The 14,732-nt window shown below is 69.8% G+C and carries 16 protein-coding genes, 2 tRNA genes and 1 pseudogene; 9 read left to right on the top strand and 10 right to left on the bottom strand.

What is annotated here, in order from left to right:
• The first annotated feature begins 12 nt into the window (after positions 1–12).
• Positions 13–843 carry a hypothetical protein gene (locus ADK67_RS43465; RefSeq protein ID WP_053722465.1) on the top strand — a complete coding sequence of 277 codons (831 nt, stop codon included), beginning with the start codon at positions 13–15 and terminating at the stop codon, positions 841–843.
• On the opposite strand, the gene ADK67_RS43460 is transcribed toward ADK67_RS43465, so the two are convergent.
• From ADK67_RS43460 to ADK67_RS43445, 4 genes are all read right to left on the bottom strand, one after another.
• Positions 812–1,618 (bottom strand): exodeoxyribonuclease III, encoded by an 807-nt coding sequence (locus ADK67_RS43460; protein ID WP_053722464.1) that lies wholly within the window; start codon positions 1,616–1,618, stop codon positions 812–814. The two genes, ADK67_RS43465 and ADK67_RS43460, sit on opposite strands and share 32 nt — an antisense overlap.
• 9 nt (positions 1,619–1,627) lie before the next feature.
• Positions 1,628–1,846, bottom strand: a complete 219-nt coding sequence (locus ADK67_RS43455; RefSeq protein ID WP_053722463.1) for a hypothetical protein — start codon at positions 1,844–1,846, stop codon at positions 1,628–1,630.
• 12 nt (positions 1,847–1,858) lie between these two features.
• The gene (locus ADK67_RS43450; protein WP_063797922.1) at positions 1,859–2,173 is read right to left on the bottom strand and encodes a hypothetical protein; all 315 of its coding nucleotides are present in this window, start codon (positions 2,171–2,173) and stop codon (positions 1,859–1,861) included.
• Positions 2,174–2,385: 212 nt separating this feature from the next.
• A complete protein-coding gene (locus ADK67_RS43445; RefSeq protein WP_053722461.1) occupies positions 2,386–3,606 on the bottom strand; it encodes an NADP-dependent isocitrate dehydrogenase in 1,221 nt (406 codons plus the stop codon).
• 283 nt (positions 3,607–3,889) lie between these two features.
• Here ADK67_RS43445 and ADK67_RS43440 point away from each other — a divergent pair, with 283 nt between their 5' ends.
• Both ADK67_RS43440 and ADK67_RS43435 read left to right on the top strand, forming a co-directional pair.
• Positions 3,890–4,696, top strand: coding sequence for a metal-dependent hydrolase (locus ADK67_RS43440; protein WP_053722477.1), 807 nt, complete (start codon positions 3,890–3,892; stop codon positions 4,694–4,696).
• 141 nt (positions 4,697–4,837) lie between these two features.
• Entirely contained in the window at positions 4,838–5,317 is a 480-nt protein-coding gene (locus tag ADK67_RS43435; protein WP_053722460.1) for a hypothetical protein, read from the top strand.
• Between the two features lie 10 nt (positions 5,318–5,327).
• Here the strand turns inward: ADK67_RS43435 and ADK67_RS43430 are convergent, their stop codons facing one another.
• The 3 genes from ADK67_RS43430 to ADK67_RS43420 all read right to left on the bottom strand — a co-directional run bounded on the left by ADK67_RS43430 (position 5,328) and on the right by ADK67_RS43420 (position 5,811).
• Positions 5,328–5,585 (bottom strand): hypothetical protein, encoded by a 258-nt coding sequence (locus ADK67_RS43430; protein ID WP_053722459.1) that lies wholly within the window; start codon positions 5,583–5,585, stop codon positions 5,328–5,330.
• 78 nt (positions 5,586–5,663) lie between these two features.
• Positions 5,664–5,737 (bottom strand) — tRNA-Pro (locus tag ADK67_RS43425).
• A tRNA-Cys gene (locus tag ADK67_RS43420) sits at positions 5,738–5,811 on the bottom strand.
• A 58-nt stretch (positions 5,812–5,869) separates the two neighbouring features.
• On the opposite strand from ADK67_RS43420, the gene ADK67_RS43415 reads away from it, so the two are divergent.
• Positions 5,870–6,985, top strand: coding sequence for a J domain-containing protein (locus ADK67_RS43415; RefSeq protein ID WP_157621564.1), 1,116 nt, complete (start codon positions 5,870–5,872; stop codon positions 6,983–6,985).
• 104 nt (positions 6,986–7,089) lie between these two features.
• Positions 7,090–8,268, top strand: coding sequence for an LLM class flavin-dependent oxidoreductase (locus ADK67_RS43410; RefSeq protein WP_053722457.1), 1,179 nt, complete (start codon positions 7,090–7,092; stop codon positions 8,266–8,268).
• 22 nt (positions 8,269–8,290) lie between these two features.
• On the opposite strand, the gene ADK67_RS43405 is transcribed toward ADK67_RS43410, so the two are convergent.
• Positions 8,291–9,112 (bottom strand): nucleotidyl transferase AbiEii/AbiGii toxin family protein, encoded by an 822-nt coding sequence (locus ADK67_RS43405; RefSeq protein ID WP_053722456.1) that lies wholly within the window; start codon positions 9,110–9,112, stop codon positions 8,291–8,293.
• Complete coding sequence (locus ADK67_RS43400; RefSeq protein WP_053722455.1) at positions 9,078–10,196, bottom strand: type IV toxin-antitoxin system AbiEi family antitoxin; 1,119 nt, start codon at positions 10,194–10,196, stop codon at positions 9,078–9,080. The genes ADK67_RS43405 and ADK67_RS43400 overlap by 35 nt, the downstream gene beginning before the upstream one ends.
• A 42-nt stretch (positions 10,197–10,238) precedes the next feature.
• Between ADK67_RS43400 and ADK67_RS43395 the strand changes: the two are divergent.
• Together ADK67_RS43395 and ADK67_RS43390 are read left to right on the top strand one after the other, a co-directional pair.
• A pseudogene (locus ADK67_RS43395) lies at positions 10,239–10,802 on the top strand (HhH-GPD-type base excision DNA repair protein); the annotation flags it as partial.
• A 219-nt stretch (positions 10,803–11,021) separates the two neighbouring features.
• A complete protein-coding gene (locus ADK67_RS43390) occupies positions 11,022–12,617 on the top strand; it encodes a serine/threonine-protein kinase (protein WP_053722454.1) in 1,596 nt (531 codons plus the stop codon).
• Here the strand turns inward: ADK67_RS43390 and ADK67_RS43385 are convergent.
• On the bottom strand, positions 12,557–13,786 hold the full coding sequence (locus ADK67_RS43385) for an MFS transporter (protein ID WP_053722453.1): 1,230 nt from the start codon (positions 13,784–13,786) through the stop codon (positions 12,557–12,559). The two genes, ADK67_RS43390 and ADK67_RS43385, sit on opposite strands and share 61 nt — an antisense overlap.
• A gap of 77 nt (positions 13,787–13,863) precedes the next feature.
• On the opposite strand from ADK67_RS43385, the gene ADK67_RS43380 reads away from it, so the two are divergent.
• Complete coding sequence (locus ADK67_RS43380; protein WP_053722452.1) at positions 13,864–14,181, top strand: ArsR/SmtB family transcription factor; 318 nt, start codon at positions 13,864–13,866, stop codon at positions 14,179–14,181.
• Positions 14,178–14,570, top strand: coding sequence for a hypothetical protein (locus tag ADK67_RS43375; protein WP_157621562.1), 393 nt, complete (start codon positions 14,178–14,180; stop codon positions 14,568–14,570). The genes ADK67_RS43380 and ADK67_RS43375 overlap by 4 nt, the downstream gene beginning before the upstream one ends.
• The last annotated feature ends 162 nt before the right edge of the window (positions 14,571–14,732 follow it).

The following is a 14,732-nucleotide window of genomic DNA, read 5'->3' as shown; positions in this document are numbered from 1 at the left end:
CGTCATCTCGGTGTGGCCACCACCAAGCCTGCACCGACCTCCTGGGCGCGGACCGACGACGAGGGGAGGAACCTGACCGACCTGGTGCGTGAGCTGAGCGAGGTCGTGGACCTGCCCGAGGCCCTCCGGGCCGAACTGGCCCTGGCCGCCGAGGTCGAGGCCGCCGCTTCAGGCGCCGCCGTCGCCGCTGCCCGTGACGCGCTCATGAACGCCGGGACCACCGCCGACTACCTGAGGGCGCGTGCGGCGTTCAACGCCGTCCTGGTCGCCGAGCACGCGGTGTCGGACACCTTCCGGCAGGTCGAGGCCGAGGCCCTGCGCCGGCGGCTCCGAGGAGCGCTCGACACCCACGCGGACGAGCTGTTCGCGGCGTTGGTGGCCAGGTTCAACGGCGTCGTCGACGAGTTCCACCTCAACGCCGTCCCCGTGCCGGACCTGACGGGGGTGACCACCCCGCTCCAGCTGACGTCCGCCGAACTGGAAGCGCTGGCGGCGTGGCGGCGCGCCTCTCGTGAACTGCAACGCGTCTACGGCGCGTACCGCCGCCTGGCAGGTCATGTGGTTCCGGACGCCCGATCGGAGCCGGACGACGACCTCACCGCCGCGTTCGCGCTGTTCGACATCGAGACACCCGACCAGGCCGCGGCCGTCGCCGAGGAGTTCGCCGCGCTCCGTGCCGGAACGGGCCGCGCCACCACCTACGGCCCGCTCGTGCCGTTCGCCATCGGCGGTCTCTGCGGCGGGATCCGACTCGACCTCACGAACCCGGCCGACAGCACCGCCCGACGACGAGCCCTCGAACCGCTCGGACCTACGGCGTCGGCCAGTCGAAGCTCACCGTGACCGGCGCGTGGTCGGACCAGCGCTCGGCGTACGTCGCGGCCCGCTCGACCACCGCCGTGCGTGCGCTCGCGGCCAGGGCTGCCGTGGCGACCTGGAGATCGATCCGCCAGCCGGAGTCGTTGTCGAACGCCTTGCCCCGGTACGACCACCACGTGTACGGGCCCGTCACGTCCGGGTGGAGGGAGCGGACCACGTCGACGTACTCCGCCTCGCCGAACACGCGGTCCATCCAGGCCCGCTCCTCCGGCAGGAAGCCCGACGACTTCTGGTTCGTCTTCCACGCCTTCAGGTCCTCGGCCCGGTGCGCGATGTTCCAGTCGCCGCACACCAGCACCTCGCGGCCGTCGGCGGCGGCCTTGTCTCGCAGTTCCACCAGGTACGGCAGGAACGCCGCCATGAACCGGTCCTTCTCGTCCTGCCGCGGCGTGCCGACGTCACCGCTGGGCAGGTACAGCGACGCCACGACCACGTCGGCCAGCTCGACCTCGACGTACCGGCCCGAGTGCTCGAACTCGGCCACGCCGAACCCGATCCGCACGGCCTGCGGCGCCTCGCGCGTCAGCACCGCGACCCCGTTGCGGCCCTTGACCTCGGAGTACGCGTGCGCCACGTGCCAACCCTCCGGCGAACGCACCTCGTCGGGCAGCTGCCCCGGCTCGGCGCGCACCTCCTGGAGGCACACGACGTCCGCCGCCGTCGCGGCCAGCCACTCGAGGTAGCCCTTCTTCGCGGCGGCACGCAGCCCGTTGACGTTGATCGTGGAGACGGTCAGCACCCGGGCAGCCTAACGGCGATCCGCGACCGCCCAGCCGTACGGGTACTCGGCGCCGCAGCCCGTGCACGACGCGGCCAACCCGAGCATCAGCACCAACGGGCTGCTGCCCTCCGGCGACGGCACCCCGGCCACCTCGTGCCCGTCCAGCACCGCCCGCAGACCCGGCCACTCCGGCTCGCACGCGCAGGTCACCACGTCACGCCGGAACGACCGCCACTTGAAGAACATCCGCCCATCACATCACGTGCAGCCGCTGTCCGAGGTGGGCGTCACGAACTCGTCCTTCACCCAGCGCCCGTCCGCCAGCAACCGGAAGCCGTTCTCGATCCTCGTCTCCGCCCGCACGACGGCGTCACGCGGCATGGTCGCCACGATCGGCTGGGTGTCGGCGGGGCCGGACCGCACGTTGAGGACGTCGGCGATCACCGTCACCTTGCACTCGCGCGCGGCGGCCTCGTCGACGCCGAGCTTCTTGCCCTCGTTGGCGACGTACATCAACCCGGCCACCGCGAGCGCACCCACGACGACCATCCCGCGCACCGGAATCCCGAACATCACGCCTCCCGACACCTCTGCTGAAGTGCAGATATAGCGCGAGCCAGGTGCCCGTGAGGCGGTCCGGACCACAATCCACACCACCGGGGACCCGGACGGGTGACGTCGTCACGGAGACGGATCGGCGGAGCGGAAGCCGGAGCGGAGGCCGGGAACGGATCAGGGGACCGCCCGGAGGCAGTCCCCTGATCACGCGAGCCGAAGGGCAGGCGTCAGCCGGCCATCTTCTTCTGCAGGTTCTCGTCCAGCGTGCCGAGGAAGTCCTCGGTGGTCAGCCACTCCTGGTCCTTGCCGACGAGCACGGCGAGGTCCTTGGTCATCCGGCCGCTCTCGACGGTCTCCACGATGACCTGCTCCAGCGTCTGCGCGAAGCCGGTCACCTCGGGCGTGCCGTCCAGCTTGCCGCGGTGCTTCAGGCCACCGGTCCACGCGAAGATCGACGCGATCGGGTTGGTGGACGTCGGCTTGCCCGCCTGGTGCTGCCGGTAGTGCCGGGTGACGGTGCCGTGCGCGGCCTCGGCCTCGACGGTCTTGCCGTCCGGCGTCATCAGCACCGACGTCATCAGGCCGAGCGAGCCGAAGCCCTGCGCGACCGTGTCGGACTGGACGTCGCCGTCGTAGTTCTTGCACGCCCAGACGTAGCCGCCCTCCCACTTCATGGCGGCGGCCACCATGTCGTCGATCAGGCGGTGCTCGTACTCCAGGCCGGCGGCGTCGAACTGCGCCTTGAACTCCTCCTCGAACACCCGCTGGAAGATGTCCTTGAAGGCGCCGTCGTACGCCTTGAGGATGGTGTTCTTGGTCGACATGTACACCGGGTAGTTGCGCTGCAACCCGTACGAGAACGAGGCACGCGCGAAGTCCTCGATGGACTTGTTGAAGTTGTACATGCCCATGGCCACGCCGCCGTCGGCGCCGTAGTTGGCCACCACGTGCTTGATCGGCTCGGAGCCGTCCTCGGGCGTGAACGTGATGGTCAGCTCGCCCGCGCCGGGGACCTTGAAGTTGGTCGCCTTGTACTGGTCGCCGTGGGCGTGACGGCCGATGATGATCGGCTTCGTCCAGCCCGGCACCAGCCGCGGGATGTTCGAGATGATGATCGGCTCGCGGAACACCACGCCGCCGAGGATGTTGCGGATCGTGCCGTTCGGCGAGACCCACATCTTCTTCAGGCCGAACTCCTCCACCCGCGCCTCGTCGGGGGTGATGGTCGCGCACTTGACGCCCACGCCGTGCTTCTTGATGGCGTGCGCGGAGTCGATGGTGACCTGGTCGTCGGTGGCGTCCCGGTGCTCGATGCCCAGGTCGTAGTACTCGAGGTTGACGTCCAGGTACGGGTGGATCAGCTTGTCCTTGATGAACTGCCAGATGATCCGCGTCATCTCGTCGCCGTCGAGTTCGACGACGGTCCCCTGAACCTTGATCTTGCCCATACTCAGGGCGCTCCTCTCGCGACAATGCAAGCAAGACAAGCGTACTGCTATGTCGGGTTGCTTGCGTCCACCCGGGCGGAAAAAGGGAACGGCGTCACATCGGCGCCGACGCCGCGACCGCCGGTGGCAGGTGTGGTCTCCGGCCAATACAACCAGCCGGGCCGCCGGCGCGCCGCACGGGGACGCCCTGCGGCGACACTCGAACACGCGTTCGCGGAATGCGCCCTCCGCACGCCCGGGCCCCGCTAATCTCGGACCCGTACGAGTGATCAAGGGGGCAGCGTTGTCGACGGGTCCGACCCACGCCATGAGCGGTCTGCTGGCCTGGGCGGCGGTGACCGCGATAGCCGAGAACCACCCCATCGGCCAGCTCACGCCGCAGAGCTGGGCCGTCGGCGCGGTGCTCGCCACCGGCGCCGCCCTGCTGCCCGACCTCGACCACCCGTCGTCGACGATCTCGCGCACGTTCGGGCCGGTCAGCGCGGGCGCGTCGGCCCTGATCAACACGATCAGCTCGTTCGTCTACCGCACCACCCGCACCCGCAAGGACTCCAACCGCGACGGCGGGCACCGCGGCCTGACGCACACGCTCGCGTTCGCCCTGGCCGCCGCCGTCGGCACGACCGCCGTCGTGCAGCAGTCGCAGAAGTGGGCGCTGCCCGCCCTGATGTTCGTGTTCGCCGGCCTGGCCGTGCGCGGGATCATGAACGACTGGTGCCCGCAGAAGGACGCCCTGCTCATCACGGGCGTCTCGGCCGGGATCACGGTCGCCTGCGTGGCCTGGACGGCGCAGACACCGGCCAGCGCGGCGGCGTGCGGGGTCGCGGTCGGGGTCGGGTGCTTCGCCCACTACCTCGGCGACGCGATCACCGAGCAGGGCTGCCCGATCCTGTGGCCGATCCCACTGATGGGCAAGACCTGGTTCCCGGTCGCGCCGCCGAAGATCATGCGGATGAAGACCGGCGGCACTGTCGAGATGGCGATCGTCGGACCGCTGGTCACGATCCTGAGCGTGTGGCTGTCCGCCGCCGCGTTGCAGCAGGCGGGCGCGCTCCCGTTCCTCGAAAGTTTCGATCTGCTACCCATCTAGATTTCAGATACCGGCCATTCGGCGGCTACCACTTCATCACCCGATCGGACTAGCCTCCTCCGAAATCCTGTCCCGCGCCGATCGCGTCGAGGAGGACTTCGTGCCCCACCCCACGCACGACAACGTTGTCGAGGCGGCCGGATGACCACCTGGCTCGGCCTCAACGCCGGTCACGACGACCGGACGACCGCGGACACCGTCGCGGTGTCGCTGTACGAGACGCTGCTGTTCCACGCCCAGCTCGTGTGCGTGCACGACGTGGGAGGCCGGCACGCCATGTCGTTCCGGCTCACCGAGGAGCCGTCCGAGAACACCGTGTCGACGCTGATCGAGCGCGGTTACGGCGTGGCCGTGCACAACGGCTCGCTGCAACGGCTCGCCGGACCCGAGGAGCTGACCCGCGGCGCGCTGCGGGCCGCGTTGGCGCACCGCGACCGGAAGGAAGGCCGGGCGCTGCGGTTCCCCGGCCAGCGCACGCTGCGCGGCCGTTACGGCGTGTCGGACATCCTGGCGTTCAGCGCGATCGAGGAAGTCCTGCCGCACGGCACGAAGAGCGTGGACGCGCGCGGCGACCTGCAGCCGACGTTCGTCAACGGCCGGCTGGTGCTGGACTGCGGCTGAAACCCGGTGCTCAGCCGGGGTGCGCGCCGACGGTGTCCTTGATCTCGGCGCCGAGGCGGTCCGCGCTGCGCGCGCAGTGCGCGCAGCAGAAGAACCGGCCCTGCACCTCGACGCCGTGCCCGAGGATGCGGCAGTCGCAGTGCTCGCAGCGCGGTGCCAGCAGTTGGATCGCGCACTCGAAGCTGTCGAACGTGTGCACGCCGCCGCCGGTCGTGCGGACCTCGAAGGTCATCCAGTAGTCGTTGCCGCAGACGTCGCAAGTCGCCATGGTCGAAGCCTGCGCCGGGTGGTGGGCACCGGCAACTCGGGGCGGCGAGCCCCCGTGCGCGCACGAGTTCCAACCGAGCGGACCAGGCCGGACTCGAACCGGCGTCCTCCCTCCCAGGGGGAGGGCGCGTCAACCACTGCGCTACATGGTCCCGAGCCGGGCCGGATTCGAACCGACGTCCTCCCTCCGTGCAGGAGGGCGCGACAACCACTGCGCTACCGGGCTCCTGCCCAACACTAACCATGACCACGGTCCCGGAGACAGGGCCGCTAAGGTCTGCCCTCGTGCGCGGAGTCGACTACTACGAACTCCTCGGGGTCGGCCGCTACGCGTCCGAGGCGGAGATCAAGTCCGCTTACCGCTCCCTGGCCAAGGTCATGCACCCGGACGCCGGCGGGTCCTCCGGCACGTTCCGCATGCTGCAAGAGGCATATGACACCCTGCGAGATCCGGCGCGAAGACGTGACTACGACCGTGGCTGGTCGTTCACCCGTCCGGGCGCACGGCCGACGTCGCCGACCCGCCCGCCGCGCTCCGGCCGGACCGGTCGGTTGCGCAACTTCGGCGAAGATCCCGACTTCGTACCTCCGAAGCCCGTGGTGGACCTCGGCGGCCTCGCGTGGTGGCACCTGGTCGACGTCGGCCAGCGGGTCCGGTACGTGCCGGCCGCCGGTCCGGGCCACGCGCCGGCGCTGGCGGCCCTCTGCGGGTGGTTCTTCCTCCTGCTGCCCGTGGTCGTCGTCGACTTCTCGCCGTTGGCGCTCGGCATCTGGCTGCTCGTGGTCGCGGCCGCGGCGACGGCGGCGTTCCGACTGGTGCGGCGGTACCTGTCGGCGATCCGGGCCGACCGGTCGTTCACGCAGGACCACGACACCGGCGTGGTGCACGGGACCACGGACGACCGGGTCTGCGAACGGCTCACCGCCGACCTGCTCAGCCGGTACCTGACCCGGCTGCCCGGCGCGCGGATCTTCCACGGCCTCGCCTGGCCCGGCTCGGTGTTCGCCGACGTCGACCACGCCGTGCTGTGCGGGCGGAAGCTGGTGCTGATCGAGTCGAAGTCGTGGCTGCCCGGGCACTACGAGGCCGAGGACGACGGCTCGGTGTGGCGCAACGGCCACCCGTTCCGCGGCGGCGGCATGCGGATGCCGCGCAGCCTCGCGGTGTACCGGAAACTGCTGCCGTGGCTGGACATCCGGACGGCGCTGCTGGTCTACCCGAGCCGCGACGGCGTGGTGACCACCGAGGAAGCGGCGGAAGCCGTCGTGCCGCCGATGACGCCCGCCCAGTTCGTCGAGGAGATCGGCGGCTGGCTGGCCGAGGACCCGGCCACCGTGGACCGCGAGGCGTTGCGCCTGCTGATCGCCCAGGTCGTGCCGATCGCGCGGACGGCCGGCTGAACCTCCCGCTCCGGTGAGAACCGGTTGGCGGTCAACCGAATGGCGCATGTCGCGGCGGGCGTCCGCGGGCTACGTTTCGGCCGACCCACGGGAGGAGTCGGGCTGTGAAGATCGACGTCTTCAACGAGATCCAGGACCCGCGCCCGTGGCAGGAAGGTCACCAGCACGCGCGGATCACGGAGGCGTTGGCGCAGGCGAGGCTGGCGGACGAGCTCGGCTACGGCTGCTGGTGGCAGGTCGAGCACCACGGCGCCGACGAGTTCAGCCTGTCGTCCGCGCCGGAGCTGCTGCTGGCCGCGATCTCGCAGCAGACGTCGCGGATGAGGCTGGGGCACGCCGCGGTGCTCGCGCCGGCGCGGTTCAACCACCCGATCAGAGCAGCCGAACGCGCCGCCATGCTCGACCACCTGAGCGGCGGGCGGCTTGAGTTCGGCCTCACCAGGTCCACCGCGCCGGAGTGGCGGCTGTTCGGCGTCGACCCGGCGGACGTGCGGCGGCAGACGCAGCAGGCGTTCGAGATGATCCCGCGGATGTGGACGTCGGAGCGCTTCTCGCACTCCAGCGAGGACTTCGAGATCCGCGACGTGCCGATCGTGCCCAAGCCGCTGCAACAGCCCCACCCGCCGCTGTGGCAGGCGGCGGCGAGCCCGGCGTCGTTCGAGGAGGCCGGGCGGCGGGGCGTCGGCGTGCTCGGCACGACGATCTGGGAGTCCGTCGAACGGGTGCGCCGGATGGTGGGGCTGTACCGGGCGGCGGCCGAGGCGTGCGCGTCACCGGTCGGCTCGTACGTCAACAACCAGGTCGCGTTCTTCACGTTCGTGCACTGCGCGGAGACCGACGAGCAGGCGATCCGGAACGGCGCGGTGGCCGCGGCGGCCTGGTACACGGTCAAGGCGTTGACGTTCTTCGAGGCGGCGGACACGTTCGTCGAGACCGTGCGGCGTCAGGAAGAACTGCTGAACGACCCGTCCGGCGGCGGCCTGACCGGCGACTTCCTGCGAGCGGAGGCCGCCGCGGCCACCGGACCGAACCGCGCCCAGGTGGTGATCGGCCGGGTCCTGCAGGGCGACGACGTGGCGCCGGAGGAGATCTTCGAGGCGCTGAACGAGCAGGACTCGCTGATCGTCGGCAGCCCGGACACGTGCCGGCAGAAGCTGCGCGTCTACGCCGACATGGGCATCGACCGCTTGATGGCCTTCCACCAGGTCGGCAGCCTGAAGCACGAGGACGTCATGCAGAGCCTGCGGCTGGTGGGCGAACTGATCCCGGAGTTCGACAAGTGAAGTCGCGGAGTTCCGTGCGCGGTCACCGACGCTCTGGCGACCGTCGTTCAGCGACGGCATCCCGGATCCCGTCGCCCATCGCCGTGACCAGTTCAGCCGCTCTGACCGCGGCCATGTCCCGTGCGAGTCTTCCCATGAGGTCCTCGTTGTCGACGACGTCGACCAGCACGGCAACGGCCTGGTCACCGAGCAGGTCCGACATGTGCCTGCCCAAGAGCGCGGCACCCGCGACGCGCGGGTCGTGGCCGAACCGTTCAAGGATGTCGAATTCCTCGTCGTAGAGCCGATCCCAGTAGTGCCCGGACGAGTACCAGTTGATGATCACCACCAGATCGATGGCATCGCGCGTGTCGACGCGATGGCGATCGCGCCACGCGAACAGCTTCAGAAGAGCAAGCGCCGGAATCGAAGGAACTTGAACCGTGACCCCGTCCGGCATGAGCACGGTCACCGCTGAATCTACGGCTTCGCGCAGACCGAGGACGTTCATCTGGTGATCGTCAGGCCACAAGATCGTCCGATCCGCCCGCTCGACACCACCATAAGGGACCACATCGACCTCGGTGCCCGCGATGACGAACTTGTGCGTCCCCTTGCGCTCATCAAACCTCTTCGCCAAGCGTTCGAAGTCCTCCCAGGAGCCGACCTCGGTGGCGATGTCGATGTCCTTGGTCCGCCGTTCGGGAACGGTACCCAGCAGCCCGACCGAGATGATCGTACGAGCCATCGCCCCTACGACCAGGAAATCGACACCAACCCCACGCGCCACTTCGGCGATGCGGGCCAGGACCTTCGCGGCGCGCAGGACCTCAAAGTCGGTCGAGTTCCGCAAGTCGATCGTCACCGCGCCTGATCCTGTCTGCGTGTTCACGCTGCCGGGGGTCACCGGACGCCAAGAGGTCGGCGTAGGTCAGCACGGACGGCACGGCCCAGCCCTCGTCCTCCACCTGCCAGAAACGTCGGCGAAATTGGACATTCCCATCCTTGCCGGCAGGCAACATTCGGTGCCGGCGGACGAGTGCGCGCGGCACCTCGTCGGCGTACAAGGTAAGAGTCGCAGGGACGAGATGCGAGTCGATGAGAGTCGCCGCAACCTCGCCACCAAGCTGGACGTTCGACCCCGCCAGTTCTTCCTTCGCCCTCGACCACCACGACATGTCCTCGACCGAGAACCCATCGAGGAAGAGCGAGGGCGAGAGCGTAGTCGAATACGCCTCCGACCACCGGCTGAGCAACTCCCCTGCCCGTGCCAGCCTACGAACACCCCGCACGTCGTACAGGTAACCCACCTTGGACAAGTCATCGACAACAGCTTTGGCCGTGCCCAAGGAAACCGCACTGGCCCTTGCGAGCCGTCGCAGCGGCTCTCCGGCCATGTGCGGCCAACTGAGCAGGACCAACACGACTTGAAGCCCCGCGCGACTGAACGCCTTGCTACCCCGCGACGAAGGCGCTTCCGGCCGCTGAACAGCCTTGCGGCGACCACGGACGTCGATGAGAACGTCGTTCCACGCGATGTGCGCGTTGCCGGCGGCGTCGATGTAGTCGATCGCTCGCTCACGGAGCAGTTCCGCAGCCCGCTCGGTGATCGAGTGCGCGAAGACGAGGGTCGGCAGCGAGGCGTGGGGGTGGTGGAGTGCGGTCGCAAGTTCGGGTGGCACATGTCGCTTGGCTTGTACGACGTACGTCTGGCTCGCCCCAGAACCCCTGCTGACCTCGGCCAACACATCGGCCCCTCCGTCCGCACCGGGGTCGGACGACCGCACGACGACGTGAAGGCCGAGCTGCCGCAGCAGGTCTTCGAACGGGGCCCACGGGCCGTGCTTGTTCAAAATTTGGCCTTGTTCATTCTCGTTGAACATGGTGCCATGTTGAACGTCGCTCTGCCGCATCGCAACCGTGACCGACCTGCGGACCTCACCGGCCATTCGACCAGTGGAGTCGCAGGACCCGGTGGGAGGATGGCACCCATGCCGAAGAAGCTGCGCCTGACCGGTGACCCGGCCGCCGACAAGCTGCTGAGCGACGACCCGTTCGCCCTGCTCGTGGGGCTGCTGCTGGACCAGCAGTTCCCGATGGAGCACGCCTTCGCGGGGCCGCGGAAGATCGCGGACCGGATGGACGGGTTCAGCATCACCAAGATCGCCGAGGCCGACGTGGAGGCGTTCGTGGAGCTGTGCGTGCAGCCGCCCGCCATCCACCGGTACGGCGCGTCGATGGCGCGTCGGGTCCACGCGCTCGCGTTGCACGTGATCGAGCACTACAACGGCAAGGCGGCGAACATCTGGAAGTCCGGCAAGCCGGACGCCAAGGAAGTGCTGCGCCGGTTGAAGGCGCTGCCCGGGTACGGCGACCAGAAGGCCCGGATCTTCGTCGCGTTGCTCGGCAAGCAGCGCGGGGTGACGCCGGACGGGTGGCGTGAGGCGGCCGGCGCGTACGGGGAGGAAGGTTCCCGGCGTTCCATCGCCGACGTGACCAGCCCCGAGACGTTGGCCGAGGTCCGCGCGTTCAAGAAGGCGGCGAAGGCGGATGCGGCGAAGGCGGACGGTCCGGCGGACGGTCCGGCGGAAGTGAAAGCCCCGGCGAAGGCAGCGGTGAAAGCTCCGGCGAAGACCCCGGCGAAGGCGGCGGTGAAGGCTGCCGCGAAGACGGCGGTGAAGGCATCGGCGAAGGGGAAAGCGGCGGTCAAGGGGAAAGCCGCGGTGACCGGGAAAACCACGGGTAAGGCGGCGGCGAAGGGCTAGAGTCCCGACGTGGAGTTGCCTGGTCTGACCGATCTCACGCCGCTGGGCCAGGGTGGTTTCGCCACCGTCTACCGAGCCCGCCAGGTCCAGTTGAACCGCGAGGTCGCGGTCAAGGTCGACGACCGGGTGCTGCGGACCGAACGCGACCGGCGGCGGTTCCTGCGCGAGGCGCACGCCGCCGCCCGGTTGTCCGGCCACCCGCACGTCGTCTCGGTGCACGACGCCAACTTCACCCCGCAGGGCACCCCCTACCTGGTCATGGAGCTGTGCACGGGCGGCTCGCTGGCCGACCTCGTCCGGCGCGAGGGCCCGTTGAGCGCCGACCGGGTACGGCGGCTCGGCGTGCAGTTGGCGGACGCGTTGGCCGCCGCCCACGCGGAAGGCGTGCTGCACCGCGACATCAAGCCCGGCAACATCCTGCTCGACCGGTACGGCACGGCGAAGCTGGCCGATTTCGGGTTGGCGGCGCTGCTCGACGCCGAGGGGTCGAGCACGGTGACGCGGGACGCGTTGAGCCCCAGCTACGCGCCGCCGGAGGCGTTCGCGATGGCCCAGCCGACGCCGGCGGCGGACGTCTACGCGCTGGCGGCGACGTTGTACGACCTGCTGGCGGGCAAGCCACCGCGTCCGGTGCCGTGGCCGGTCGAGTCGTTCGACCACCTCGGCGAGGTGCTGCGCTCACCCGTGCCGCCGGTGCCCGGTGTGCCGCGGGACCTGCACGAGACGTTGGTGCGCGCGTTGCACCCGGACGTGGCTCACCGCACGCCGAGCGCGGTTCGGCTGGGGCAGGAGTTGAGCGAGGTTCCCGGCAGTCAAGGCAGCAGTCAGGGCAGCAGTCAGGGCGGCGGCCAGGGTTTCGGCAGTCCAGGCTTCAGCGGTCCGGTGCCCAGCGGTCAGGGCTTCGGTAGTCCGGTGCCCAGTGGTCAGGTGCTTAGTGGTCCGGTGCCCGGTGGTCAGGGCTTCGGCGGTCAGGTGCCCGGTGGTCAAGTGCCCGGTGGTCAGGTTCCGAGGAACCAGGTCCAGGCAGCCCCGCAGGACCCCCGTCCCCTGTACAACGCCTCCTACGCGCGCCCGCCCACCAAGAAGCCGTGGGCGCTGGTGATCGGCGCGGCGGTGCTCGCGACGGCTGTCGCGGTCGGCACCTGGTGGTGGGCGACGCACAACCAGGACACCAAGACCACCTCGTCCTCCACGTCCACCGCCGGGCAGGGTGCCGCGGTGGCGCCGCCCGCGTTGGAGGACTGCGACACGGGTTACTGCGTCGCCGAACCCACCTGCTACCACGGCATCAACAACGTGGGCGGGCAACCGGCCACCGCACGACGTGCCGGAGACTGCTCGGTCGAGCACTTCTGGGAGGCGTTCGCCGGTGGCTGGCTGTCCGGCGCGATCCCCAACGTGGGCAGCGACGCCCTGCTGAAGGCCCCGGAGGTCGTCGACGTCTGCACGGCGGAGGCCATGAAGGCCAACACCCGCCCGACCGTGGACACGACGACGTGGCAGATCACCGCCGTGGCGTTCGCGGACGGCGACCGGAACTACTTTCACTGCTTGGCGAGCGAGCCGGGGGTCGGCGTGGTCACCACCAGCGCGTTCGGGTCCTGAGGGTCCTGAGGGCTTCGAGGGTCGGCCGGAGGGGTTTGCGGCTTGAGCGCGAAGATCAGCATCACGAGCGCCGTGAGGGCGAGGAGCGCGGCGATCGGCGCCAGCGGGAGCAGGCCCACCCAGCTGATCACCAGGCCGCCGAGCACGCCCGAGAGGCCGACGCCGAGGTAGATCGCGGAGGCGTTGAGCGACAGCAGCAGGCCGCTGTTGGCGGGCGCGAGTTCGATCAGCCAGCTCTGGATGGGCGGGTTCGCGGACCAGGTGAGCGCGCCCCAGACGAAGAGCGCGACGGCGGCTGACACCGGGGTGGTGGTGGTGAGGGGCAACGTCGCCAGCACGACGGTGAAGCAGCTGAAGAGGACGACCAGCAGCTTGCGGGTGTCGAAGCGGTCCGTGAGACGCCCGGCGGCCCAGTTGCCGAGCACGGAGCCGAGGCCGTAGGCGACCAGCAGGATGCCGATCGTGGCGCCCTCCACGTTCGCGGTCTCGCCCAGCAGGGGCGCGATGTAGTTGAAGACGCTGAACACGGCCAGGCACGCGAGCACGGTCAGGCCGAGGACCATCAGCACGCGGCGGTCGGCGGCGGGGGCGAACCGCTGGCGCAGGCCGACGGCGGGCGGTGCGTCGACGCGCGGCAGCCAGAGGCGCACGGCGATCGCGGCGAGGACCGAGACGGCCGCGATCAGCGCGAACACGCCCTGGTAGCCGAGGGGCCCGCCGAGCAGGTTGCCCGCCGGCACGCCGAGGACCAGGGAGAACGTCAGGCCGCCGAAGACCAGTGCGACGGCTCGGCCGCGGTGTTCCGGCGGGCTCAGGACGGTGGCGACGAGAGTCGCGGCGGGTGTGTAGACGGCCGCACCGAGGGCGCTGATCACGCGGGCGACCAAGAGCAGCGGGTAGTTCGGGGCGAGGGCGGCGAGGAGGTTCCCGAAGGCGGCCACGCCGAGGGCGACGACCAGGAGCGTGCGGCGTTCCCACCGGCCGGTGAGAGCGGCGAGCAGCGGTGACGAGATCGCGTAGGCGATGGCGAACGCGGTGAGGAGCTGACCCGCGGTGGCGTGTGAGACGTCCAGTTCCTCGCTCACGGCCGGCAGCACGCCGGAGACGATGTACCCGCTCGTGCCGATGGCGAACGCCCCGGCAGCGAGTAGGTAGGTACGTGCCGACATGTGCGCTCCCCCGGTCGAGTGAAGTTTCGATGGGGATCGTACTACGGCGTTCATCGAACTTCGATGGGTCTCGTAGTATGGGCGTTATGACCACCTTGCTCGCCCACCCGGAGCGGGACGAGATCCGGATAGCGTCGGTGCTGCACGCGTTGGCCGATCCGGTGCGACTGCAGATCGTGCGCGCGTTGGCGAGGCACGAGGAGGGGCTTTCGTGTGGGGTGCTGCCGTTGGGGGTGACGGCGTCGACCCTGACCCACCACGTGCGGACGTTGCGGGAGGCGGGTGTGGTGCGCGTTCGACCGCAGGGGACTTCGCGGATCAGCACGTTGCGCCGGGACGATCTGGATGCGCTGTTCCCGGGGTTGCTTGATGGTGTGTTGGCGGCGGAGAGATGAGGAGTGTGGGTGTGGTGGGTGACGCCAATGATTGGGAGTGGGTGAGGGTGCTCGCGCAGGGGCGGGTGTACGACGAGGACCGGGCCGCGGTGAATCGGTTGGCTTGGGCGGCGGTGGCGTTGGCGGCGTCGCACGGTGGGGAGCGGAGTGGGGTGCGGCGGGCGCGGGCGGTGGCGGATCGGTTCGCGTTGCGGGCTCGGGTGGTGCGGTCGTTGGGGGCTTGGGCGGCGGATCCCGATGTGTTGGCGGCGGATGTGATGGCTGAGGGGGAAGGACTATCCGGGCGGTACGAGAAGTTGGTGGCGCGGGCGGTTCGGGATGTTGTGGGGCAGGTGCGGGATGAGGGGTTGAGGGAGCGGGTGGAGGGGTGGGTGGAGGCGCGGGGGTAGTGCGGGTGCGGCTCGGTGGTTGAGCCCGGCTCGATTTGACATGGGGCCCTTACGGGCACTCCAGGCAGGCCAAAGCCGGCAGGCCCGGCGGGGTAAAGGGTCCCGCCAGGCCTGCCGGCTTCGACCAGCCTAAAGCACCCGAACCCATGTCAAATCGGGCCT

This window comes from Saccharothrix sp. NRRL B-16348 (assembly GCF_001280085.1).
GTDB lineage: Bacteria > Actinomycetota > Actinomycetes > Mycobacteriales > Pseudonocardiaceae > Actinosynnema.
Note: the sequence above shows the minus strand (reverse complement) of the source record. Positions and strands in the feature narration are given on the sequence as shown.